22 protein-coding genes are annotated in these 21,929 nt (G+C 63.9%); 10 read left to right on the plus strand and 12 right to left on the minus strand.

Annotation, left to right across the window (positions count from 1 at the left end):
• Window positions 1-263 precede the first annotated feature (263 nt).
• Both CAG44_RS05095 and CAG44_RS05100 read right to left on the minus strand, forming a co-directional pair.
• On the minus strand, window positions 264-524 hold the full coding sequence (locus CAG44_RS05095; RefSeq protein ID WP_085691696.1) for a DUF3077 domain-containing protein: 261 nt from the start codon (window positions 522-524) through the stop codon (window positions 264-266).
• 356 nt (window positions 525-880) lie between these two features.
• Window positions 881-1,864 carry a TauD/TfdA family dioxygenase gene (locus CAG44_RS05100; RefSeq protein ID WP_085691697.1) on the minus strand — a complete coding sequence of 328 codons (984 nt, stop codon included), beginning with the start codon at window positions 1,862-1,864 and terminating at the stop codon, window positions 881-883.
• A gap of 181 nt (window positions 1,865-2,045) precedes the next feature.
• On the opposite strand from CAG44_RS05100, the gene azu reads away from it, so the two are divergent.
• The 3 genes from azu (at window position 2,046) to CAG44_RS05115 (ending at window position 5,495) form a co-directional block, all read left to right on the plus strand.
• Window positions 2,046-2,495, plus strand: coding sequence for an azurin (gene azu / locus CAG44_RS05105; protein WP_025340201.1), 450 nt, complete (start codon window positions 2,046-2,048; stop codon window positions 2,493-2,495).
• A 33-nt stretch (window positions 2,496-2,528) separates the two neighbouring features.
• Window positions 2,529-4,181, plus strand: a complete 1,653-nt coding sequence (locus CAG44_RS05110; protein WP_085691698.1) for a cyclic peptide export ABC transporter — start codon at window positions 2,529-2,531, stop codon at window positions 4,179-4,181.
• A 156-nt stretch (window positions 4,182-4,337) separates the two neighbouring features.
• Window positions 4,338-5,495, plus strand: coding sequence for an ATPase (locus CAG44_RS05115; protein WP_085593329.1), 1,158 nt, complete (start codon window positions 4,338-4,340; stop codon window positions 5,493-5,495).
• Window positions 5,496-5,631: 136 nt separating this feature from the next.
• Here the strand turns inward: CAG44_RS05115 and CAG44_RS05120 are convergent, their stop codons facing one another.
• Window positions 5,632-6,567 carry an aspartyl/asparaginyl beta-hydroxylase domain-containing protein gene (locus tag CAG44_RS05120; protein ID WP_015271337.1) on the minus strand — a complete coding sequence of 312 codons (936 nt, stop codon included), beginning with the start codon at window positions 6,565-6,567 and terminating at the stop codon, window positions 5,632-5,634.
• 172 nt (window positions 6,568-6,739) lie between these two features.
• On the minus strand, window positions 6,740-7,714 hold the full coding sequence (cysK, locus tag CAG44_RS05125) for a cysteine synthase A (RefSeq protein ID WP_013973746.1): 975 nt from the start codon (window positions 7,712-7,714) through the stop codon (window positions 6,740-6,742).
• Between the two features lie 134 nt (window positions 7,715-7,848).
• On the opposite strand from cysK, the gene CAG44_RS05130 reads away from it, so the two are divergent.
• From CAG44_RS05130 to CAG44_RS05140, 3 genes are all read left to right on the plus strand, one after another.
• Entirely contained in the window at window positions 7,849-8,922 is a 1,074-nt protein-coding gene (locus CAG44_RS05130) for a DUF748 domain-containing protein (protein ID WP_085691699.1), read from the plus strand.
• A gap of 229 nt (window positions 8,923-9,151) precedes the next feature.
• Window positions 9,152-9,997: a MoxR family ATPase gene (locus CAG44_RS05135; RefSeq protein ID WP_015271339.1), complete on the plus strand. Its 846-nt coding sequence runs from the start codon at window positions 9,152-9,154 to the stop codon at window positions 9,995-9,997.
• Window positions 9,998-10,010: 13 nt separating this feature from the next.
• Window positions 10,011-11,189 (plus strand): VWA domain-containing protein, encoded by a 1,179-nt coding sequence (locus tag CAG44_RS05140; RefSeq protein WP_013973749.1) that lies wholly within the window; start codon window positions 10,011-10,013, stop codon window positions 11,187-11,189.
• 104 nt (window positions 11,190-11,293) lie between these two features.
• On the opposite strand, the gene CAG44_RS05145 is transcribed toward CAG44_RS05140, so the two are convergent.
• From CAG44_RS05145 to CAG44_RS05160, 4 genes are read right to left on the minus strand one after another with little or no spacing between them, the layout of a single operon-like run.
• A complete protein-coding gene (locus tag CAG44_RS05145) occupies window positions 11,294-12,211 on the minus strand; it encodes a biotin-dependent carboxyltransferase family protein (protein ID WP_085691700.1) in 918 nt (305 codons plus the stop codon).
• The gene (gene pxpB / locus CAG44_RS05150; protein ID WP_085691701.1) at window positions 12,208-12,894 is read right to left on the minus strand and encodes a 5-oxoprolinase subunit PxpB; all 687 of its coding nucleotides are present in this window, start codon (window positions 12,892-12,894) and stop codon (window positions 12,208-12,210) included. The genes CAG44_RS05145 and pxpB overlap by 4 nt, the downstream gene beginning before the upstream one ends.
• Window positions 12,891-13,670: a 5-oxoprolinase subunit PxpA gene (locus tag CAG44_RS05155; RefSeq protein ID WP_085691702.1), complete on the minus strand. Its 780-nt coding sequence runs from the start codon at window positions 13,668-13,670 to the stop codon at window positions 12,891-12,893. The genes pxpB and CAG44_RS05155 overlap by 4 nt, the downstream gene beginning before the upstream one ends.
• A gap of 9 nt (window positions 13,671-13,679) precedes the next feature.
• Complete coding sequence (locus CAG44_RS05160; RefSeq protein WP_013973753.1) at window positions 13,680-14,966, minus strand: MFS transporter; 1,287 nt, start codon at window positions 14,964-14,966, stop codon at window positions 13,680-13,682.
• Between the two features lie 128 nt (window positions 14,967-15,094).
• Here CAG44_RS05160 and CAG44_RS05165 point away from each other — a divergent pair, with 128 nt between their 5' ends.
• Window positions 15,095-16,015: a LysR family transcriptional regulator gene (locus CAG44_RS05165; protein WP_085691703.1), complete on the plus strand. Its 921-nt coding sequence runs from the start codon at window positions 15,095-15,097 to the stop codon at window positions 16,013-16,015.
• Window positions 16,016-16,163: 148 nt separating this feature from the next.
• On the opposite strand, the gene CAG44_RS05170 is transcribed toward CAG44_RS05165, so the two are convergent.
• From CAG44_RS05170 to CAG44_RS05180, 3 genes are read right to left on the minus strand one after another with little or no spacing between them, the layout of a single operon-like run.
• Window positions 16,164-16,685: a DUF2937 family protein gene (locus tag CAG44_RS05170; protein ID WP_015271344.1), complete on the minus strand. Its 522-nt coding sequence runs from the start codon at window positions 16,683-16,685 to the stop codon at window positions 16,164-16,166.
• 9 nt (window positions 16,686-16,694) lie between these two features.
• On the minus strand, window positions 16,695-17,468 hold the full coding sequence (locus CAG44_RS05175) for a class II glutamine amidotransferase (RefSeq protein WP_013973756.1): 774 nt from the start codon (window positions 17,466-17,468) through the stop codon (window positions 16,695-16,697).
• A 14-nt stretch (window positions 17,469-17,482) separates the two neighbouring features.
• Window positions 17,483-17,989: an MFS transporter gene (locus tag CAG44_RS05180; RefSeq protein WP_085691704.1), complete on the minus strand. Its 507-nt coding sequence runs from the start codon at window positions 17,987-17,989 to the stop codon at window positions 17,483-17,485.
• A 199-nt stretch (window positions 17,990-18,188) separates the two neighbouring features.
• On the opposite strand from CAG44_RS05180, the gene CAG44_RS05190 reads away from it, so the two are divergent.
• Window positions 18,189-20,231, plus strand: a complete 2,043-nt coding sequence (locus CAG44_RS05190) for a S9 family peptidase (protein ID WP_085691706.1) — start codon at window positions 18,189-18,191, stop codon at window positions 20,229-20,231.
• 141 nt (window positions 20,232-20,372) lie between these two features.
• On the opposite strand, the gene CAG44_RS05195 is transcribed toward CAG44_RS05190, so the two are convergent.
• A complete protein-coding gene (locus CAG44_RS05195; RefSeq protein ID WP_085618071.1) occupies window positions 20,373-20,651 on the minus strand; it encodes a hypothetical protein in 279 nt (92 codons plus the stop codon).
• Between the two features lie 131 nt (window positions 20,652-20,782).
• Here CAG44_RS05195 and CAG44_RS05200 point away from each other — a divergent pair, with 131 nt between their 5' ends.
• The gene (locus CAG44_RS05200) at window positions 20,783-21,154 is read left to right on the plus strand and encodes a YajD family HNH nuclease (protein ID WP_003259546.1); all 372 of its coding nucleotides are present in this window, start codon (window positions 20,783-20,785) and stop codon (window positions 21,152-21,154) included.
• Window positions 21,155-21,226: 72 nt separating this feature from the next.
• Window positions 21,227-21,697 carry an RNA methyltransferase gene (locus CAG44_RS05205; protein WP_025340213.1) on the plus strand — a complete coding sequence of 157 codons (471 nt, stop codon included), beginning with the start codon at window positions 21,227-21,229 and terminating at the stop codon, window positions 21,695-21,697.
• The last annotated feature ends 232 nt before the right edge of the window (window positions 21,698-21,929 follow it).

Genomic DNA, 21,929 nt, shown 5'->3' on the forward strand with positions numbered 1-21,929 from the left:
AGCCAGCTCCCACACCGACCGCGCAGGTTTCAAGGTCTCTGAGCAAGGCCATAGCCGCTACAGGAATGGCGCCAGCCAGGACGGGACGCTATCCCCGTGGGAGCGGGCGTGCCCGCGAAACAGGCGACGCGGTGGCTGGCACCGGCTGCGCCGGTGTTCGCGGGTAAACCCGCTCCCACAGGGACCGTGCATAACCTGAGGCATGCACAATCCCTGTAGGAGCGGCTTTAGCCGCGAAAGGGCCAGCCCAGCCAATACAAGGATCAGCGCATCAAACCCAACTCGGCATCATCCAGCAGCGCCTTGGCCATGGCTGCGAAGTAATGCGAAGCCCAGAGCATCTGCTGATCGCCATCCATCAAGCCGGTCAGTGACAAGTCGCGTGCATAGCCCATCAGCTCCGAGGCTTGCTCCCGGGCGCTGCGGCAGGGGATGCCCTCAGCGATACGGAACAGCGGATGGGTTTGGCCTTCGCCTTGGTAGAAGTAGGTAACGCCGGGGGTGGTTTTGGTATCGTCGGTCATGGGTTCTCCTGAATGTAACGACAAACCCTGAAATGCTTACTACAGGTTTCCACACCCGATCGCTGAACCGTCAGCGACGGGCAAAGCCTAGAGTGCGGGATTTGCAGGAACAATCAGACGCATGTCGACAGAGGTTGTAGGATATTTCGCAGGGGTGGAGTTGCCAGTCCCGAGGCGTAGGAAGAGTCTGGGATTTTTGTAGGCTGCAGGATGCATGTCTGGGGAATGCACCTGGGCTGACAGGTGTTCGCCACAACCCTTTCAGTGCCTATGAGATCGAGCGCCGCGCGGGCGGCGCTCGATCTCACAGACACCACACCTCTCAAGGCAGGCACATGGCAGCCCTCACTCCCGAATCAGCCCAACACCTCGCTATACCCCTGCGCCATCGCCACCACCACCTTGCGCTTGCCGGTAAACGGCGACCGCGCATGCGCCGCGAGCATGTTGTCCAGCATCAGCACATCGTTTGCCTGCCACGGAAAGCTGATGGTGCATTCGTCCAGCACCCCGCGCACTTCATCGAGCAGCGAATCCTCGATGGTCGTACCGTCGCCGTAGTACACGTTACGCGGCAGGTCCTCTTCCTCGACGATGTCCATCAACGACTCGCGCACTTCTGGCTGCAGGTTCGACACATGGAATAGGTGCGCCTGGTTGAACCACACGTCCTCCCCGGTCACCGGGTGGCGTGCCACCACCTGGCAGCGCTGGCGGGTGCGCAATTCGCCGTCATCCTTCCAGATGCACTCGATGGCATGCGCCCGGCAATAGGCCTCGACCTGGCGCGGGTCTTCAGTGTTGAACACCTGCGACCATTCCACATCAAGGCCGTTGCCGTAGTTGCGCACGTACATCAGCCCCTTCTCCACCAGCCGCTCACGAATGCGCGCCGGCATGCGCCGGTACACCTCGCGGCTGTCGGCAATCGGCGTCTCGCCACCGGTCTCGGCGGGGATCACGCTGTAGAACCAGATCTTCATCGGCCATTCCAGGGTATAGGCCTGCTCGTTGTGCAGGGGGATGCTCTGGTGCGCCGGGTACTCAGTGGAGGTGTACACACCCTTGGTCACGTTGCTGCGCGGGGTGGAGCCAAACTCGTAGTTGAGCAGCGGGTGACCGAAGGAAGCGGCGAACTGGCGGAAAGCTTCGGCACCACCCACCTCGAAGCCGCGAAACAGGATGCCGCCAGCCTGCAGCAGGTGCCGGTCCACCAGCGGCTTCAACTCGGCAAAGGCTTCCAGCAGGTCGATACCCGGCTCCGGCGCGCGCACCAGCAGTGGCAGGTTGCCGCGTGCAGCGTCCAGGGGTTCGATCGCAAAGCTCAGCAGTTCACTCATGTCCGGTCACCTCAGGCCAGGGCCGCATAGGCGGCGAAATCGGGATGTGCGCCATGTCGGCGCCTGACTGAATGAACGAGCGGGCGATGGGGAAATTCACCTGGGCCGCACACACAGGTAAAGCCGGCGCGCGCCGGTTCGTCTGAACGATGTGCACCCTTCTATCGCCCAGGAACCGTACATGACTCGCCAGCTTCTGCTCCTCGCCCTGCTCGCCGTGGCCCCTGCCGCGTGGTCGGCAGAGCCATGCGCCGTGGAAATCCATGGCACCGACCAGATGACCTTCGACAAGGCCGCCATCACCGTGCCCAAGGCCTGCGCCGTGTTCACCGTCACGCTCACCCACCCTGGCGACATGCCGAAGAACGTGATGGGCCACAACTGGGTGCTGAGTACCCAGGCCGACATGCAAGGCGTGCTCGACGACGGCCAGAAAGCCGGCGAGGCACTGGACTACGTGAAGCCCGGCGACACCCGGGTGATCGCCCACACCCGCCTGATCGGCGGCGGTGAAACAGACAGCATCAGCCTCGACGTCCGGTCGCTGAAGGCAGGTACCGCGTACAGCTTCTACTGCTCGTTCCCGTTCCACGGCACCTTGATGAAAGGCTCCCTGACCCTCGGCAGCTGACCCGCCCCCACCTCACCAGCGAGATCACGCTTCATGAAAACCTCCTCCCCCGGGGCCATCCGCGAATTGCTGGGCCTGCTGAAACCCTACCGCCCGGCGGTAATCGTCTCGGTGCTGCTGGGCATGCTCGGCGGCCTGGCCGTGACCGCCCTGCTGGCCACCGTCAACCAGGGCCTGCATGCCGCTGACGGCATGAGCCAGGGCGTGATCCTGGCCTTCGCCGGCCTGTGCGTGCTGGCCCTGGTCAGCAGCGTGGCGGCCGACAGCGGCACCAACTACGTTGGGCAGAAAGTCATCGCCAGGCTGCGCAAGGACCTCGGCGCCAAGGTGCTGTCAGCGCCGATCGAGCAGATCGAGCGCTACCGCACCCACCGCCTGATCCCGGTGCTGACGCGCGACGTCGACACCATCAGCGACTTTGCCTTCGCCTTCGCCCCGCTGGCCATCTCGCTCACCACCGTGACTGGCTGCATGGCCTACCTGGCCTGGCTGTCGTGGCCGATCTTCCTCATCACCCTGGCAGCCATCGGCATCGGCAGTGGCATTCAGTACGTGGCCAGGCAGAAAGGCGTGGCCGGCTTCAACGCCGCCCGCGATGCCGAAGACAACCTGCAGAAGCACTACTCGGCCATCGCCGAGGGCGCCAAGGAGCTGCGCATCGACCGCCGCCGCCGCCATGCCATGCTGACCCGCAACATCCAGGGCACCGCCGACTTCATCGCCAACACCCATATCCGCGCCATCAACATCTTCGTCGCGGCCAAGAGCCTGGGGGCGATGCTGTTCTTCGTGGTCATCGGCCTGACCCTGGCCCTGCAATCGCTATGGCCGAGCAACGACCCGGCGGTGATGAGCGGCTTCGTGCTGGTGCTGCTGTACATGAAAGGCCCGCTGGAAACCTTGATCGGCAACCTGCCGATCCTCGGCCGCGCCCAGGTGGCGTTCCGCCGCATTGCCGACCTGTCCGAGCGTTTCTCCTCGCCCGAGCCGCACCTGCTGCTGGAGCCGCCGGTCAAGCGCACCGCCCCGGCCAGCGCGCATCTGGAACTGCACGACGTCGAGTACGCCTACCCGCCGGTGGACGGCAACGAGCCGTTCCGCGTCGGGCCGGTGAACCTGAGCATCGAACCGGGCGAGATCCTGTTCATCGTCGGCGAGAACGGCTGCGGCAAGACTTCGCTGATCAAGCTGCTGCTGGGCCTGTACACCCCGCAACGCGGCGAAGTGCGCCTGAACGGCAAGTCCGTCGGCCCGGAGGGGCTGGATGACTATCGCCAGCTGTTCACCACGGTATTCGCCGACTACTACCTGTTCGACGACCTGCCCGAGCATGAACACAGCCTGCCCAGCGATGCCACGCGCTACCTGGAGCGGCTGGAGATCGCCCACAAGGTGAGCGTGCGCGATGGTGCCTTTACCACCACCGACCTGTCGACCGGCCAGCGCAAGCGCCTGGCACTGGTCAATGCCTGGCTGGACGGGCGGCCGGTGCTGGTGTTCGACGAATGGGCGGCGGACCAGGACCCGACCTTCCGCCGCGTGTTCTACACCGAGCTGCTGCCGGACCTGAAGCGTTTGGGCAAGACCATCATCGTGATTTCGCATGATGACCGGTATTTCGATACGGCGGACAAGGTGGTGCACCTTAGCCGGGGGAAAGTGGTGGAGGCGTTGGAGCCGGCTTGAGGCAGCAAAGGGGGGGCTGCACGCCCCCTCATCAACCACGATCTATAATCGCTCTATAGTCTGTCTATAATTCCCTATAAACACCGCCCCTGTCAGATCTATAATGCCTCTATAATCAATCTATAATCGACTATAAATTGAAACGGAGGGGCCGAGATGCCTGAAACTGTCTATCACCGTCCGGCGCTTGCGTCCCGCCTGTCGAAATTGATCCTGCAAGTCGCCGTGGGCAGTGCAGCAAGCTCTGGTGTGTTTCTCGCTGCGCCACGACGTACCGGCAAATCCACCTTTGCCCGCGAAGACCTGCGCCCTGCCCTCGAAACAGCCGGGGCCATCGTTCTGTATGCCGATCTGTGGAAAGACCTGACCAAGGATCCCGGGCAAGTCATCGTAGAAGCGGTGCGTGAGGCGGTCGGGCGTAACGAAGGCTTCATCACGCGGCTGGCAAAGTCATCTGGCATGGAGAAGGTCTCTGTCGGCGGCCTGAACTTCAGCGTGGACAAGATCGGGCTGGGGCAAGATGTCGACCTGACCACCGCCCTGGTGGCGCTCTCCGATGAATCCCGCAAGATCATCGTACTGATCATCGACGAAGCACAGCATGCAATCACGACCGAGCAAGGAATAGCGGCGCTGTTCGCCCTCAAGGCAGCCAGAGACGAACTCAACAGTTCGAAGCACCATGGCTTGCGAATCGTCTGCACCGGTTCCAACCGGGACAAGCTGGCCATGCTGCGCAACAGCAAGGACCAGGCGTTCTTCGGCGCCTCCATGGTGCAGTTCCCGACCCTGGACCAGGACTTCATCGACTGGCTGTGCGCCAATATCGACCTGCCATGCGCACTCGATTCAACGGAGGTGTTTCAGCTCTTCAAGGAAAGCGGCTATCGCCCGGAGCTATTGGGTGCGGCCGCGGATGAAATCCGCTTCGACTTCGGCATTGAACCCGAGGCCATTCCGGCACGATTCAGAGAGCTTGTTCAGGCACAAGCCAATGACTTGAACGCAAACCTGAAAAAGGTGATCCACAGCCTCACGCCTATCCAGGCTGCGGTTCTACGTGTCATGTGCGCAAAGGGGAACGACTACGCGCCGTTCGAGGCCCCGACCCTGGCACTGTACGCCAAAGCGATGGAACAGGCTGGCGTGGATGCGAGCGAAGTGAAGGCCGAGGTACCGGGGGTGCAGCAAGCGCTTATCGCCTTGCAGGACAAGAACCTGGTGTGGAAAGCATCGCGGGGGGTGTACGCGGTAGATGAACAGGTGATAGTCGATATCGTGCGAGCGGACGGTTTGCTGGAAGGTCTTGCCTGAGTGGTTTTCTGAGAGGACGCCGGGGGCGCTTTGCGCCCCTATCGCGACACAAGGCCGCTCCTACAGGAGTACGCAATCACCTGTAGGAGCGGCCTTGTGTCGCGATGGGCTGCAAGGCAGCCCCAACAGGCAGAAATCAGAACAACCAGTGATACAACAGGTACACCACCACCGCCGCCAGCACCGGCCGCAGCACGCGGTACGCCTTGGGGTTGGCGCGCTTGAACTGCTTCACCTGGCTACTGATCCGGTTGCTGAAGCGCTTGCTCCAGGCGTAGGCCTGGTTGATCCCGCCCACACGCTCGTCGTCGGTGTTCTGCGGCGCGGTGGCACGGCCGAGGAAGGCGCTGACCTGGCGGTTGATGCGGGTCATCAGCGGGCTGCTCAGCGGGCGTTCGATGTCGCAGAACAGGATCACCCGGGTGACGTCGGTCTCGTTCTTGACCCAGTGCACGTAGGTTTCATCGAACATCACGTCCTCGCCGTCACGCCAGGCATATTCCTCGCCATCGACGTAGATGCGGCAAGCATCGGAGTTGGGGGTGGACAGGCCCAGGTGGTAGCGCAGGGAACCGGCGAACGGGTCGCGGTGCGGGTTCAGGTGGCTGCCGCCGGGCAGCAGGGCGAACATCGCACCCTTGACGTTGGGGATGCTGCTGACCAGCTCGACGGTACGCGGACAAAGGGTTTCGGCAGAAGGCAACGGTTTGTCGTACCACTTCAGGTAAAAGCGCTTCCAGCCTTTCTTGAAGAACGAACCGAAGCCTGCGTCGTTATCCTTCTCGGCGGCGCGGATGTAGCCCTCGTCGAACAGGCGCATGGCCTCTTCGCGGATTTCCTGCCAGTTGTCCTTCAGCACGTCCAGCTCGGGGAAGCGCTGGCGGTCCAGGTAGGGCTTGGACGGTACGCCGGAAAACAGGTACATCAGGCTGTTATAAGGGGCGAACAGCGCCGAATGGTTGACGAACTGGCGCAACACCGGCAAGCGAGCCTTGCCGCGCAGGTGCACGAACAGCACGCTGCCAAAAAACACCAGCAAGACACCCGCCTTGGCTGCAAAGGAAAAGGTCATGCTTTCACTCCTTGAGGAAGAAACAGGGCTACGCGCCCTGCTCTCCGATAAATCATCCTGCCATCATAAACTGATGCCGCCAGGGTAAAAACAGCCCGGGCAGCAACTCAATCATGAAGATTTTGCAATAAACCAAGCCGCCGAACGTTGCGCGGGATCAGCGGCAAGGCCATTACTGCTGGTTTTCCTGCTCGCTGAACATGTCGCTGAACAGCATGCTCGACAGGTAGCGCTCGCCGGAGTCCGGCAGAATCACGACGATGGTCTTACCCTGCATTTCCGGCTTTTCGGCCAGGCGCACGGCCGCTGCCATCGCCGCACCACAGGAAATGCCACAGAGGATGCCCTCTTCCTGCATCAGGCGGATGGCCATGGCCTTGGACTCTTCGTCGGTCACCGTTTCCACCTGGTCGACGATCGACAGGTCGAGGTTTTTCGGCACAAAGCCTGCGCCGATGCCCTGGATCTTGTGCGGGCTGGGCTTGAGCTCTTCGCCGGCCAGGGTCTGGCTGATCAGCGGCGATGCCACTGGTTCCACCGCCACCGACAGGATCGCCTTGCCCTGCGTATGCTTGATGTAGCGCGAAACACCGGTGATGGTGCCGCCGGTGCCGACGCCCGCCACCAGCACGTCGACCGCGCCGTCAGTGTCGTTCCAGATTTCCGGGCCGGTGGTTTTTTCGTGGATCGCCGGGTTGGCCGGGTTTTCGAACTGGCCCGGCAGGAAGTACTGGGCCGGGTCGGAGGCGACGATTTCGTTGGCCTTCTCGATGGCGCCCTTCATGCCCTTGGCCGGGTCGGTCAGCACCAGCTCGGCACCCAGCGCCTTCAACACCTTGCGGCGCTCCAGGCTCATGGAGGCGGGCATGGTCAGCATCAGCTTGTAGCCACGGGCGGCGGCAACGAAGGCCAGGCCGATGCCGGTGTTGCCCGAGGTCGGTTCGACGATGGTCATGCCCGGCTTGAGCTTGCCGCTGCTTTCGGCGTCCCAGACCATGTTCGCGCCGATGCGGCATTTGACCGAATAGCCCGGGTTACGCCCTTCGATCTTGGCCAGGATGGTTACGCCGCGCGGGGCAATGCGGTTGATCTGCACCAGCGGCGTGTTACCGATGGAGTGGGCGTTGTCTGCAAAGATACGGCTCATGGCAGGGGTCCTTGGCATGAAAAAAAGCAGGGAAAGACCTCAAGGGTAAGCCCGGGCCGGTGGCCCGTAAAGCCTGTTCGAACTCACGCGGACTCGTTGCGGTCAACCGCATATCCTGCGTTGGAGACACTTCGATGAGAGCCCGTTATCGCTGGCCGCTGATCGGCCTGGCCAGCCTGATCGTGCTGTTGCTGGCGCTGCACCTGGCCCTGCCCTACCTGGTGCGCGACTACCTCAACGACAAACTGGCCGACATGGGCGACTACCGTGGCCAGGTGGCCGATGTGGACCTGGCCTGGTGGCGCGGCGCGTACCAGATCAATGGGCTGAAGATCGTCAAGACCACCGGCAAGGTGCCGGTGCCGTTTCTCGACGCGCCGCTGATCGACCTGTCGGTGAGCTGGCACGCCCTGTGGTACGACCGCGCAGTGGTTGCCGAAGTGGTGTTCGACCGGCCGGAGCTCAACTTCGTCGATGGCGGCAACAAACAGAACTCGCAGACCGGTCAGGGCACCGACTGGCGCCAGCAACTGGAAAAATTGCTGCCGATCACCCTTAACGAGGTTCGCATCGACAAAGGCGTGCTGACGTTCCGCAACTTCAACTCCAAGCCACCCGTCAACCTGAAGGCCACTCAGCTCGATGCCAGTATTCGCAACCTCACCAACATCCGTGACGAAAAGGGTCGACGTGATGCCAGCTTTGATGGCACGGCGCTGATCGTAGGCGATGCCAAGGTGGAAAGTCGCGCCACCTTCGACCCGTTCAGCGATTTCGACGACTTCGAGTTCCGCCTGCGCGCCACGGGTATCGAGTTGCGCAAGCTCAACGACTTCGCCAGCGCATACGGCAAGTTCGACTTCAATGCCGGGCACGGCGATGTGGTGATAGAGGCCGAGGCGACCAACGGCCGCTTGAATGGGTACATCAAGCCACTGTTGCGGGATGTGGATGTGTTCGACTGGCAGCAGGATGTGCAGGAAAAGGACAAAGGCTTCTTCCGCTCAGTCTGGGAAGCGCTGGTGGGCGCGACCGAGACGGTATTGAAGAACCAGCCGAAGAACCAGTTCGCGACCCGGGTAGAGCTCAGCGGTAGCGTGCACAAGCAGGATATCAGCGCCTTCGAGGCGTTTCTGCAGATCCTGCGCAACGGGTTCATTCAGGCGTTCAATGCGCGATATGAGCGTGACGCGCCGGATTCCGACTAGGATCGAGTGACGGGGCATTCAGGGACTGAATACCTGGTCTGCGTTTCCAGTCGGCGAACCCCGCGTTATAGTCGGTGACAAATCGAAAATATGTACTGCCTGTTCCGGCCCTATCGCCGGCAAGCCAGCTCCCACAGGATCCCCACAGTTCTCAAGACCTGTGCTGTACCTGTGGGAGCCGGCTTGCCGGCGATAGGGCCAGTACAGACTACCCTCAGAGGACAGACCCATGAAGTTCGAAGGCACCCGCGACTACGTCGCCACAGACGACCTGAAACTGGCGGTAAACGCGGCCATCACCCTCGAACGCCCCTTGCTGGTCAAGGGCGAACCCGGCACCGGCAAGACCATGCTCGCCGAGCAGCTGGCTGCTTCGTTCGGCGCGCGCCTGATCACCTGGCACATCAAGTCCACCACCAAGGCCCACCAGGGCCTCTACGAGTACGACGCGGTCAGCCGCCTGCGTGACTCGCAGCTGGGCGTGGACAAGGTCCACGATGTGCGCAACTACCTGAAGAAGGGCAAGCTGTGGGAGGCCTTCGAGGCCGAGGAACGGGTCATCCTGCTGATCGACGAAATCGACAAGGCCGACATCGAGTTCCCCAACGACCTGCTGCAAGAACTCGACAAGATGGAGTTCTACGTCTACGAAATCGACGAGACCATCAAGGCCAGACAGCGCCCGATCATCATCATCACATCCAACAACGAAAAGGAGCTGCCGGACGCCTTCCTGCGCCGCTGCTTCTTCCACTACATCGCCTTCCCCGACCGCGCCACCCTGCAGCAGATCGTCGATGTGCACTACCCGAACATCAGCCAGTCGCTGGTCAGCGAGGCGCTGGACGTGTTCTTCGATGTGCGCAAGGTACCAGGGCTGAAGAAAAAGCCGTCCACCTCCGAACTGGTCGATTGGCTCAAGCTGCTGATGGCCGACAACATCGGTGAAGCGGTGCTGCGCGAACGCGACCCGACCAAGGCCATTCCACCGCTGGCCGGCGCGCTGGTGAAGAACGAGCAGGACGTGCAACTGCTCGAGCGCCTGGCCTTCATGAGCCGGCGCGGCAACCGCTGACAGGAGCCGGGCCATGCTGCTCAACCTGTTCAATGAAATGCGCGCGGCCAAGGTGCCGGTGTCGGTACGCGAACTGCTCGACCTGCACCAGGCCCTGCAAAAGCGCGTGGTGTTCGCCGACATGGACGAGTTCTACTACCTCGCCCGCGCCATCCTGGTGAAGGACGAGCGCCACTTCGACAAGTTCGACCGCGCCTTCGCCGCCTACTTCAAAGGCCTGGAGAACCTCGACCGGCACATCGAGGCGTTGATCCCCGAAGACTGGCTGCGCAAGGAATTCGAGCGTTCGCTGACCGATGAGGAGCGCGCGCAGATCCAGTCGCTGGGTGGCCTGGACAAGCTGATCGAGGAGTTCAAGAAGCGCCTCGAGGAGCAGAAGGAGCGTCACGCCGGCGGCAACAAGTGGATCGGCACCGGCGGCACCAGCCCGTTCGGCTCGGGCGGCTTCAACCCCGAGGGCATCCGCGTGGGCGAGGCCGGCAAGCGCCAGGGCAAGGCGGTGAAGGTATGGGACCAGCGCGAATACAAGAACCTGGACGACCAGGTGGAGCTGGGCACGCGCAACATCAAGCTGGCCTTGCGCCGGCTGCGCAAGTTCGCCCGTGAAGGCGCCGCCGAAGAGCTGGACATCGACGGTACCATCGACCACACCGCGCGGGATGCCGGGCTGCTGAACATCCAGATGCGCCCCGAGCGGCGCAACACGGTGAAGCTGCTGTTGCTGTTCGACATCGGTGGCTCGATGGACGCCCACGTCAAGGTCTGCGAAGAACTGTTCTCGGCGTGCAAGACCGAGTTCAAGCACCTGGAGTACTACTACTTCCACAACTTCGTGTACGAGTCGGTGTGGAAGAACAACCTGCGCCGCACCTCGGAGCGCTATTCCACCTTCGACCTGCTGCACAAGTACGGCGATGACTACAAGGTTGTGTTCGTCGGCGATGCGGCCATGGCGCCCTACGAGATTACCCAGCCGGGTGGCAGCGTGGAGCACTGGAACGAAGAAGCCGGGTATGTGTGGATGCAGCGTTTCATGGAGAAATTCAGGAAGATCATCTGGATCAACCCGTACCCGAAGCAGGCCTGGGACTACACCGCATCGACCCACCTGGTGCGGGACTTGATCGAAGACAAGATGTACCCGCTGACCTTGCAGGGGTTGGAGGAAGGGATGCGTTACCTGTCCAAGTGATTTTGCCGGTACCGGCCTCTTCGCGGGCTCGCCCGCTCCCACAGGTCCCCCACAGGCCTCAAGGCTTGCGCGATACCTGTGAGCCCGCGAAAGGGCCAGCGACCTTACAACCAACGGTCCAGGTAAGCCTGCTGCTCCCGCCACGCCTCATCCTGCACCACCGCCCGGAACCGCACCACCGCGCCCGGCATGCACTGCGCCAGTTGCGCCAGCGCCAACGGCGTCAATGCCCCCAGCCGCGGATAGCCGCCAATGGTCTGCCGGTCATTGAGCAACACGATCGGCTGCCCATCCGGCGGCACCTGCACCGCCCCCAGCGGAATCCCCTCGGAAATCATCGGCGCGCCCTGGTAGACCAGCTGCGGCCCCAGCAGGCGGATGCCCATGCGGTCGGCACGGCTGTCCAGCGTCCACTCGCGGTTGAACGCCTCGAACAGGCTGGTACCGCTGAAGTCACCGATCTGTGCGCCGATCACCAGGTCAAGCACTGGCTTTTGTGCGTACTGTGGCCGCAGCGCTGCCGGTACCTCACGCAAGGTCGCTGAAGCGCTGGAAAATGCCAGCAGCTGGCCTTTGCCAAGCGCAGAGCCCTGGCCATCGATACCGCCCAGTTCTTCCCGCACGACCGTGGCACGGCTGCCCAGCACATCCTCGCCCAGGAACCCGCCAGGTGCTGCCAGGTACGCCCGCGCGCCCTGCTTCGGCTGTTTCAGGGTCAACCGCTGCCCCTTGGCCAATGCAAAGCTGCGCCAGGGCGCCAGCGGCTGATCATCGACCCGCGCATCCAGGTCGGCACCGGCCAGGGCCAGCACACAATCCTGCTCTGCGACCACACAGAAACCACCTAGCGCCACCTCGACCACCGGCGCCGCCAACGGGTTGCCCAGCAGCCAGTTGGCCCAGTGCATCGCCACCCAGTCCAGCGCCCCGCCCTGGGTCACGCCCAGGTGGCGTACGCCAAAGCGCCCGGCATCCTGCAACTGGCACAGCGGCGTACTGGCCTCGATCTTCAACTGCTTCATGCTTGTGCCTCCACATCACCGCCCAACGCCACGAACTCGCTGCGCGAAACCGGCACGAAGCGCACCCGGTCACCGGGTTGCAACAGGCTGTAGCCCTCGCGTTCACGGTCGAACAGGCGCACCGGAGTACGCCCGATCAGGTTCCAGCCCCCCGGCGATACCGCTGGATAGGCCGCCGTCTGGCGCTCGGCAATGCCGACGCTGCCGGCCGCCACGCGCTTGCGCGGGGTGCTCAGGCGCGGGCTGGCCAGGCGTTCGTCCACCAGGCCCATGAAGCCGAAACCGGGGGCGAAACCCAGGGCGAACACCGGGTACTCGCGCTCGCTGTGCAAACGGATCACCTCTGCTTCACTCAAGCCACTGCGGGCCGCCAACACCGGCAGCTCCGGGCCGACGCTGGCGTCGTACCACACCGGGATTTCATGGCGGCGGCCACCGCTGCCCGTGTCTGGCTGCAAGCCCTCCAGCGCACGGATGATCAGTGCCCTCGCCTCACCCGGTGGCAGGTCGAACTGCGCCATCAGCGTGGTGTAGGACGGCACCAGATCCAGCAAGTGCTCGCCGAACGCCGCACGCAAGCGCTGGCTGGCAGCAAGCATCCACGGCATGTTGCCCTCGTCGATGGAATCGAACAGGCGCACCATCAGGCTGTCGATGGCCACAACTTCAATACGCGGCTTCATCGCGGCTCCAGGGCATCGAGGGCCTGGCGAATCTGCCGCACCGCCGCCACCGAACTGTCGTTGTCGCCGTGGACGCACAGGGTGCTGGCTGCAAGCGTCAACGCACTGCCATCGTCCGCCACCAGCGTGTCGCCACGGGCCAGGCGCACGGCCTGCTCCACCACCAGCGCCGGGTCGTGGTGCACCGCACCGGGCAGGCGCCGCGACACCAGGTGCCCGCTGGCGGTGTAGGCGCGGTCGGCGAATGCTTCGAACCACAGCGGCACGCCAATTTCATCGCCCAGGGCCTGGGCGGCGCGGTTGTCGGCGGTAGCCATCAGCATCAGCGGCAGGCCGCCGCCATAGGCCGCCACAGCCTCCAGTACGGTACGCAGCTTGAGCGGGTCGGCCATCATGTCGTTGTACAGCGCGCCATGGGGTTTCACGTAGGCCACACGGCCGCCCAACACTTTGCAGATGCCGTCCAGCGCACCGATCTGGTAATGCAGCAGGTCGCGGATTTCCTCCGGGCTGCAGGCCATGGAACGGCGGCCGAAGCCGACCAGGTCCGGGTAGGCCGGGTGTGCGCCGATAGTCACGCCGTGCTCCAGCGCCAGGGCCACGGTGCGGCGCATGATGCTGGGGTCGCCGGCGTGGTAGCCGCAGGCGATGTTGGCGCAATCGATGTACGGCATGACTTCGGCATCCAGGCCCATGCGCCAGCTGCCGAAACTCTCGCCCATGTCGCAATTGAGTAGCAGGCGTTCCACCGCACGGCCTCCGTTGTCGTTGTTCATATGCCTACCTTAACGCGCCTGCAGCTGTTTGCCGCGGGTTTCCGGCAGGCTCAGCGCCGCCACGATCACCACCCCGTAGGACACGGCGGAGAACACGCCGATACCCAGGCCCAGCGGTACCTTCTGGCCGAGCACGCCGATCAGCAGCGGGAACAGTGCCGCGATGACCTTGCCGATGTTGTAGCAGAAGCCCTGCCCCGAACCGCGGATACGCGTGGGGAACAGTTCGGTGAGGAACGCGCCCATGCCGCTGAAGATGCCCGAGGCGAAGAAGCCCAGCGGGAAGCCCAGCCACAGCATCACGCCGTCGCTGACCTGCATTTGCGTGTACAGCAGCACGATGACGAACGAGCCCACGGCAAACAGGATGAAGTTCTTCTTGCGCCCCAGCAGGTCGGACAGGTACGCACTGACCACATAGCCGACGTAGGAGCCGACGATCACCATGGCCAGGTAGCCACCGGTACCCAGCACGCTCAGGCCGCGCTCGTTCTTGAGGAAGGTCGGCAGCCACGAGGTAATGGCGTAGTAGCCGCCCAGTGCGCCGGTGGTCAGCAGGGACGCACGCACGGTGGTCCAGAGCATGCCCGGGGCGAAGATTTCGTAGAACTGCGCAGGTGCCTCGGCGTTTTCCACCGCCTTGGCCTCGCGGTATACCTCGGGGTCCTTGACCAGGCGGCGGACGAAGATCACGAAGATCGCCGGTACCAGGCCCAGCAGGAACAGGGCGCGCCAGGCCTGCTCGGCCGGCAGCCAGGAGAACAGCAGCGCGTAGAGGATGGCGGTGAGGCCCCAGCCAAGGGCCCAGCCGGACTGCACCATGCCCACCGCCTTGCCACGGTCCTGGGCGCGGATCACCTCGCCGATCAGCACCGCGCCGGCGGTCCACTCACCGCCAAAGCCGAAGCCCATCAAAGTACGGGCGATCAGCAGCTGTTCGTAGTTCTGGGCGAAGCCGCAGAGGAAGGTGAAGAAGGCAAACCACAGCACCGTCAGTTGCAGGGTGCGCACGCGGCCAATGCGGTCGGAGAGAATGCCGGCCACCCAGCCACCCACGGCCGAGGCGATCAAGGTGCTGGTGTGGATCAACCCGGCTTCGGTGGTGGTGATGCCCCACAGCATGATCAGCGTCGGAATGACGAAGCTGAGCATCTGTGTGTCCATGCCATCCAGGCCGTAGCCGATCTTGCAGCTCCAGAACGTCCGGCGCTGCTGTGAGTCGATGTCGCGATACCAGGCGAAAGGCCCGGACGAAGATGGGGAACTGACCTGCTGCTGCACGCCGGTGGGGTTCATGCTTGCCTCGGCTTGTTGGTATTGTTTTATGGGCGACAATGAGTCGCGGCCTGGCTGCCATTGTTCAGACGCCGCGCCATTTGCGTCCAACGAGAAAAACCGCCGGTCTGGAACAAGAAAAACTGATCATGAACCTTCGCTTCCTCGAAACCTTCGTCTGGGTCGCCCGGCTCAAGAGCTTCCGCCTGACCGCGGAAAAGCTGTTCACTACCCAGGCCTCGGTTTCCAGCCGCATCGCCGCGCTGGAGGCCGACCTGGGCGTCAAGCTGCTGTTGCGCGACTCACGTGGCGTCAGCCTAACCCCGGAAGGCGGCAAGGTGCTGGAATATGCCGAGCGCATGCTGGAAACCGCCAAGGCCATGAAGCAGTCGCTGGACAGCGACCGGGCCAAGGTCGGGCGCATCCGTATCGGGGTGATGGACACAGTGATCCACACCTGGATGAGCGCGCTGGTGGCGGAGCTGACCGAGCGTTACCCGCAGGTGGAGATCGAACTGGTGGCCGACACTGCGCTGAACCTTCGCGAGCAATTGCAGAAGGGCTTTCTCGACGTGATCCTGCAGACCGACCTGCTGCGCGAGCAGTCGATCCGCAGCCTGGACCTGGCGCGCTACCCGATGGGTTGGGTGGTGGCCGCCGGCTCGCACCAGCACCGCGACTACGCTTCGCTGGCCGAGCTTGGGCGTGAGCGGATCATCACCTTCTCGAAGAACTCGCGGCCGCACCAGGAAGTGCTGAGCCTGCTGCTGAGTGCCGGGGCCGAAACGCCGCGGCTGAATTGCGTGAACTCGGTGGCGGCGATTACCCGGCTGTTGCGCGACGGGTTTGGCATTGGTGCGTTGCCGCCGGCGCTGGTGGATGCCGAGTTGAGCCGGGGTGAGCTGGTATTGCTGCAGGGGCTGCAACCGCCGCCGAGCCTGGAGCTGGTGGTGGCCTGGCAGACCGGGGTGGCGTTGGTGGATGAAGTGGTCGGGGTTTGCCGGCAGGTGCTGGAGAGGTATGCGCGGGATGTGGGTGGGCAGCGGATTGTGTTGGTCCCACCCGGCTAACATGGTCTTTGTGGGAGCGGCCTTGTGTCGCGAAAGGGCCGCAGAGCGGCCCCAGCAATCTATGCATCTCTGCTGACACCCTGGGGCCGCTCCGCGGCCCTTTCGCGACACAAGGCCGCTCCCACAAAGTCCGCGTAACGCAGATGGACTAGCGCCAGCTCTCTTTCACCGCCCCACGCCGCCCGCCCAGGATCACCCAGCCAATCGCCAGCAACAGGCTCTCGACCACGAAGGCCAGCACAAACCCTGCACCAAGCCCCCAGCCAACCGCCTCGGGCACCAGCAGGATCTGGTAGCTGTAACCATTGAGGGTTTCCTCGCGCAACTGCGGGTCGGCCTGTACCAGCACGTGCCAGGTACGCTGCGCCCATGGCGCTTGCAGCGCCTGCCATTCGTTTTCCAGCAGTTCGTTGCGGATCATCAGGCTTTCGATGCTGTTGGCATCACTGTTGAACACCGGGTCGTCGCTGCTGCGGTAATGCCGCAGCAGCGCCTGCAGGTCACCACTGAAGAAACGTTCGGCGGTCTGCCGGAAGCCGTCGAGCGCCTCGCGTGATTCGAACAGGTGCGCCTCGACCCGCTGGCTGTAGTCCTTCACCAGCCCCGGGACCTGGATACCGGCCAGCAGGCCGAAGGTAAACAGCAGCAACCGCAGGTAACTTCTGAACATGCCGCGTCCTTAGCTCTGGCCGTGCGCCACGCACTCGCCGTGCCGCCACAGGGCCCACTGACCCGGCTCGTAGCGCTGCCAGGTCTCGTTCTCGGTCAAGGCCTCGGTGGCGATCACCGTGACCACGTCGTTGGGGGTGGTTTCGGTGTGAAAATCGACAATCAGGTCGACATCCTTCAACCGCGCCGCACCAAAGGGTGCACGGCGGGTAATGTGCACCAGCTTGGTCGAACAGAAGCAGAACAGCCAGTCGCCATCGCTGAGCATGCAGTTGAACACGCCCTGGCCGCGGTAGCCGGCACAGGCTTCGACCAGCACCGGCAGCAGCTGTTCCACCGGCACGGGCTCTGGGAAGGCGCTGCGGATGCGGTTGAGCAGGTCGCAGAAGGCTGCCTCGCTGTCAGTATCGCCCACCGGCCGGTAGAAACTGGCCTGGCCCTTGAAGTCGCCCAGCTGGCCATTGTGCGCGAAGCACCAGTTGCGGCCCCACATCTCCCGCACGAACGGGTGGGTGTTGGAAAGGCACACCTTGCCGACGTTGGCCTGGCGGATGTGGCCGATGACCACTTCGCTCTTGATCGGGTAACGCTGCACCAGGTTGGCCACTTCGGACTCGCTGCTCGCGGCCGGGTCCTGGAACAGGCGCAGGCCACGGCCTTCGTAGAAGCCGATGCCCCAGCCGTCACGGTGCGGGCCGGTACGGCCGCCGCGCTGCATCAGGCCGGTGAAGCTGAAGACGATGTCGGTGGGGACGTTGGCACTCATGCCCAGCAGTTCGCACATAGGCGTGTCTCCGCTTACAGACGGGGCTCGACCCGGCCGCCGCCTCGGGAGACGGCTGGGGCGGCAGGGGGTGGCGCATCACGGTAACGGTCGCGGCGCTCCGCGGCCAGCAGGCCCTGGGCGCCAAGCTGGTCATCTTCGGCAGCCTGGCGCTGGGCAGCGGCCTCGGCCTGCGCACGGCGCTCGCGGGCGCGCTTTTCCAGCGGCAAGCGCAGCAGTACGAAAAGGAAATACAGGGAAAACGCGCCCATGCCGTACATGGCGAAGTCGGATACCGCGCGCCAGGCGTTGTTGCCGACCTTGAAGGCGACATCCAGGGCGGTGATGGCAATGGCCGGGGCGAAACTGTCCTTGACCGGGTCGACGATGGTCGGGGTCAGCAGCAGCACCGCCAGCACCACCCGCAGCGGTTCGCGCAGCCAGCGCCACATCCAGCCGGTGAGCTTGAAGCCCACCATCAGGCAGCCCAGGGCGGCAACGGCGTAAAGGCCCCAGGCGAGGGTGTAGTCGTTCTCGGTCATGGTGTTCGTGCAAGCCAGGCAAAGAGATGCCTATGATAAACACTTTTCCGGGCGCAGACAGTGTTTGCCTGTACCGGCCTCTTCGCGGGCTTGCCCGCTCCCACAGGTTCACCACAGATCTTGAAACTGTGCAGTACCTGTGGGAGCGGGCAAGCCCGCGAAGAGGCCGGTACAGGCAACCCCAATCAAGAGATCCTCAATGCCAACCAAGCCCCAACCCCCGATTGCCCACCAGGCCCAGGCCAGTGACCCGTACGCCTGGCTGCAACAGCGTGACACCCCCGAGGTGCTTGCCTACCTGCAGGCCGAGAACGCCTACCAGGAAGCCTGCCTGGCCGACCAGGCGCCGCTGCGTGAACAACTGTTCGAAGAGATCAAGGGCCGCATCCTGGAAACCGACCTGTCGCTGCCGGCGCCCTGGGGCCCCTACCTGTACTACACCCGTACCACCGCGGGCGACGAGTACCCGCGCCACTACCGCTGCCCGCGCCCGGCCGACGACTCCAACACGGTCGATGAAAGCCAGGAACAACTGCTGCTCGACCCCAACGCCCTGGCCAATGGCGGTTTCCTGTCCCTCGGCGCGTTCAACGTCAGCCCCGACCACCGCCTGCTGGCCTACAGCCTGGACACCAGCGGCGACGAAATCTTCACCCTGTACGTGAAGGACCTGGCCAGTGGCAGCGTCACTACCCTGCCCTTCGACGACTGCGACGGCAGCCTGACCTGGGCCAACGACAGCCAGACGCTGTTCTTCGCCGAACTGGACGACACCCACCGCCCGTGGCGCCTGCGTCGCCACACCCTGGGCAACGAAGGCGCGCAGACCGTGTTCGAGGAGCCCGACGGGCGCTTCTTCCTGCACTGCTACCGCACCAGCTCCGAACGCCAGCTGGTGCTGCTGCTCAACAGCAAGACCACCAGCGAAGCCTGGGTGCTGGACGCGGAAACCCCGCAGGCACCGTTCACCTGCCTGGCGCCACGGGTCGAAGGCCACGAGTACTTCCCCGACCACGGCCAGCTCGACGGCCAGTGGCGCTGGTTCATCCGCACCAACCAGGACGGCATCAACTTCGCCCTGTACCACGCCCCGGTCGCACCGGTGCCCAGCCGTGAGCAATGGCAGGTGCTGGTAGCGCACCGCGACGCGATCATGCTCGAAGGCCTCAGCCTGAATGCCGGCGCGCTGACCCTGAGCCTGCGCGAAGGCGGCCTACCGATCATCGAGGTACGCCCGCAGGGCCTGGCGGCCTACCGCGTCGAACTGCCCGACGCGGCCTACAGCCTGTACGTGCAGGACAGCCTGGAGTTCGCCAGCCCACGCCTGCGCCTGCGCTACGAAGCACTCAACCGCCCGGCCCAGGTACGCCAGCTGGAGCTGGCCAGCGGTGCCCAGGCGGTGCTCAAGCAAACCCCGGTGCTGGGGCCGTTCGATGCCGACGACTATATCAGCGAGCGCCTGTGGGCTACCGCAGCGGACGGCACCCGGGTGCCGATCAGCCTGGTGCGCCGCCGCCAGGACCTGGGCCAGACCGTGCCGCTGTACCTGTATGGCTACGGCGCCTATGGCGAAAGCCTCGACCCGTGGTTCTCGCACGCGCGCCTGAGCCTGCTGGAGCGCGGCGTGGCCTTTGCCATCGCCCATGTGCGTGGCGGCGGCGAACTGGGCGAAGCCTGGTACCGCGCCGGCAAGCAGGAGCACAAGCACAACACCTTCAGCGACTTCATCGCCTGTGCCGAGCACCTGATTGCCGAGGGTGTCACGGCTGCCGACCGCCTGGCCATCAGTGGCGGCAGCGCCGGTGGCCTGCTGATGGGCGCGGTGCTCAACCTGCGCCCCGAGCTGTTCCGCTGTGCGATTGCCGAAGTGCCGTTCGTCGACGTGCTCAACACCATGCTCGACCCCGAGCTGCCGCTGACCGTGACCGAGTACGACGAATGGGGCAACCCTGAGGAGCCGGAGGTGTATGAGCGGATCAAGGCCTACGCACCATACGAGAACGTGAAGGCACAGGCCTACCCGGCGATGCTGGTGGTGGCGGGCTACAACGACAGCCGCGTGCAGTACTGGGAAGCGGCCAAGTGGGTGGCGCGGCTGCGCACGCGCAAGACCGACGACAACCTGCTGCTGCTCAAGACCGAGATGGGGGCTGGGCATGGCGGGATGAGCGGGCGGTATCAGGGGCTCAAGGATGTGGCCTTGGAATATGCGTTCGTGTTTGGTGAGCTAGGTATCGTTTGAGAAAGCTGGGGGCGCTTTGCGCCCCTTTCGCGACACAAGGCCGCTCCTACAGGGGTAACGCAATCTCCTGTGGGAGCGGCCTTGTGTCGCGATGGGCTGCAAAGCAGCCCCAAAATCCCACAGCCAACACGGCCCACTCAGTCAATCATCCTGCACCGCCGGCTTCGGCGGGTCCTGGCGCAACCCCGGCAATGGCTGGTCCTTCGGCGGCCCGGGCACCGGCATCGGCGGCAACAGGGGCGCCCCCGGCTGGCTGTCATAGGCCTTGGGCGGCGTACTCGGGGTAATCTGCGGATATGGCGTAGGCGTAGGCGTACCCGGTGCACCGGGCACCGGCGTGCTCAACCGGGGTGGCGTGCTGGCAGCTTCGGCCATGGGCAGGCCGGCGAACAACAGCACAACGAGGATCGCGCGAAACATCAGCAACCTCCTGTCGGGAACCTTCCTACAGGCTACGCCTAAATCACGGCTTTCGCCTGTCCGCCTGCCCCGCAAGCGCGCTAGACTCAATGCATAACCGTCATTTGCCTGATCAGAACAAAGGAAACACCATGAGCTCCACCTCTTCCGCCGCCGCCACCGCGCGCCTGGACCGCATCCTGGCCGATGCCAAGCGCGACAAGGAAATGGGTTACCGCGACAAGGCCCTGAAAATGTACCCGCACGTCTGCGGCCGCTGCGCCCGCGAGTTCTCCGGCAAGCGCCTGAGCGAGCTGACCGTGCACCACCGCGACCACAACCACGACAACAACCCGCAGGACGGCTCCAACTGGGAGCTGCTGTGCCTGTACTGCCACGACAACGAGCACTCGCGCTACACCGACCAGCAGTACTTCAGCGAAGGCTCCACCAGCACCCCTAGCATCGCCAAGGCCACCCACAACCCGTTCGCCGGGCTGGCGGGCATGCTGAAGAAAGACTGACCATCGATTCGCCCCCCGCTGCTACCGGGCAGCCCGTATAATCGCGCTTTTTTTCGCGAAGGGCCCCGGTACGTGGCAAACAAACGATACAGCTGCATCGGCCTGTTCAACCCCAAGTCGGCAGAAAACGTCGGCTCGGTGATGCGCGCCGCGGGTTGCTACGGCGTCAATTCGGTGTTCTACACCGGCAAACGCTACGAGCGTGCCCGTGACTTCGTCACCGACACCAAGCGCGTGCACTACGACATCCCGCTGATCGGCATCGACGACCTGCAGCGCATCATCCCGCTGGGCTGCACGCCGGTGGCCGTGGAATTGGTGGAAGGCGCGCGGCCATTGCCGGAATACACCCACCCGGACCGGGCCATCTACATCTTCGGGCCGGAAGACGGCAGCCTCAGTGCCGATGTGCGGGCGTGGTGCGAAGAGACCATCTACATTCCGACCGAGGGCTGCATGAACCTGGCAGCGACGGTGAATGTGGTGCTGTATGACCGCATGGCCAAGGGGCTGAATACCCGTTCGGGGCCCAAGTTCAAGTAATAAAAAAGCCGCCACTGCGGCAGCAGGACCGGCCCTTTCGCGGGTAAACCCGCTCCCACAGACTGTGCATTCCCTGTGGGAGCGGGTTTACCCGCGAAGAGGCCGGCACTGACAACACAGGGCGGCCAGGTGTCGAACTCCGTCAGAACAGCACCGGTCTTGCTCAGGTCACGAAGCGTTGATCCAGATGGTCTTCAGCTCCGTGTACTGGTCATGGGCCCAGATGGACTTG

It is taken from the genome of Pseudomonas sp. B13(2017) (genome assembly GCF_002113245.1).
Classification (GTDB): domain Bacteria; phylum Pseudomonadota; class Gammaproteobacteria; order Pseudomonadales; family Pseudomonadaceae; genus Aquipseudomonas; species Aquipseudomonas putida_Z.

Coding starts and splice junctions, on each gene's coding strand:
- CAG44_RS05095 (WP_085691696.1), bottom strand. CDS start 524: ATGACCGACGATACCAAAACCACCCCCGGCGTTACCTACTTCTACCAA.
- CAG44_RS05100 (WP_085691697.1), bottom strand. CDS start 1,864: ATGAGTGAACTGCTGAGCTTTGCGATCGAACCCCTGGACGCTGCACGC.
- azu (WP_025340201.1), top strand. CDS start 2,046: ATGACTCGCCAGCTTCTGCTCCTCGCCCTGCTCGCCGTGGCCCCTGCC.
- CAG44_RS05110 (WP_085691698.1), top strand. CDS start 2,529: ATGAAAACCTCCTCCCCCGGGGCCATCCGCGAATTGCTGGGCCTGCTG.
- CAG44_RS05115 (WP_085593329.1), top strand. CDS start 4,338: ATGCCTGAAACTGTCTATCACCGTCCGGCGCTTGCGTCCCGCCTGTCG.
- CAG44_RS05120 (WP_015271337.1), bottom strand. CDS start 6,567: ATGACCTTTTCCTTTGCAGCCAAGGCGGGTGTCTTGCTGGTGTTTTTT.
- cysK (WP_013973746.1), bottom strand. CDS start 7,714: ATGAGCCGTATCTTTGCAGACAACGCCCACTCCATCGGTAACACGCCG.
- CAG44_RS05130 (WP_085691699.1), top strand. CDS start 7,849: ATGAGAGCCCGTTATCGCTGGCCGCTGATCGGCCTGGCCAGCCTGATC.
- CAG44_RS05135 (WP_015271339.1), top strand. CDS start 9,152: ATGAAGTTCGAAGGCACCCGCGACTACGTCGCCACAGACGACCTGAAA.
- CAG44_RS05140 (WP_013973749.1), top strand. CDS start 10,011: ATGCTGCTCAACCTGTTCAATGAAATGCGCGCGGCCAAGGTGCCGGTG.
- CAG44_RS05145 (WP_085691700.1), bottom strand. CDS start 12,211: ATGAAGCAGTTGAAGATCGAGGCCAGTACGCCGCTGTGCCAGTTGCAG.
- pxpB (WP_085691701.1), bottom strand. CDS start 12,894: ATGAAGCCGCGTATTGAAGTTGTGGCCATCGACAGCCTGATGGTGCGC.
- CAG44_RS05155 (WP_085691702.1), bottom strand. CDS start 13,670: ATGAACAACGACAACGGAGGCCGTGCGGTGGAACGCCTGCTACTCAAT.
- CAG44_RS05160 (WP_013973753.1), bottom strand. CDS start 14,966: ATGAACCCCACCGGCGTGCAGCAGCAGGTCAGTTCCCCATCTTCGTCC.
- CAG44_RS05165 (WP_085691703.1), top strand. CDS start 15,095: ATGAACCTTCGCTTCCTCGAAACCTTCGTCTGGGTCGCCCGGCTCAAG.
- CAG44_RS05170 (WP_015271344.1), bottom strand. CDS start 16,685: ATGTTCAGAAGTTACCTGCGGTTGCTGCTGTTTACCTTCGGCCTGCTG.
- CAG44_RS05175 (WP_013973756.1), bottom strand. CDS start 17,468: ATGTGCGAACTGCTGGGCATGAGTGCCAACGTCCCCACCGACATCGTC.
- CAG44_RS05180 (WP_085691704.1), bottom strand. CDS start 17,989: ATGACCGAGAACGACTACACCCTCGCCTGGGGCCTTTACGCCGTTGCC.
- CAG44_RS05190 (WP_085691706.1), top strand. CDS start 18,189: ATGCCAACCAAGCCCCAACCCCCGATTGCCCACCAGGCCCAGGCCAGT.
- CAG44_RS05195 (WP_085618071.1), bottom strand. CDS start 20,651: ATGTTTCGCGCGATCCTCGTTGTGCTGTTGTTCGCCGGCCTGCCCATG.
- CAG44_RS05200 (WP_003259546.1), top strand. CDS start 20,783: ATGAGCTCCACCTCTTCCGCCGCCGCCACCGCGCGCCTGGACCGCATC.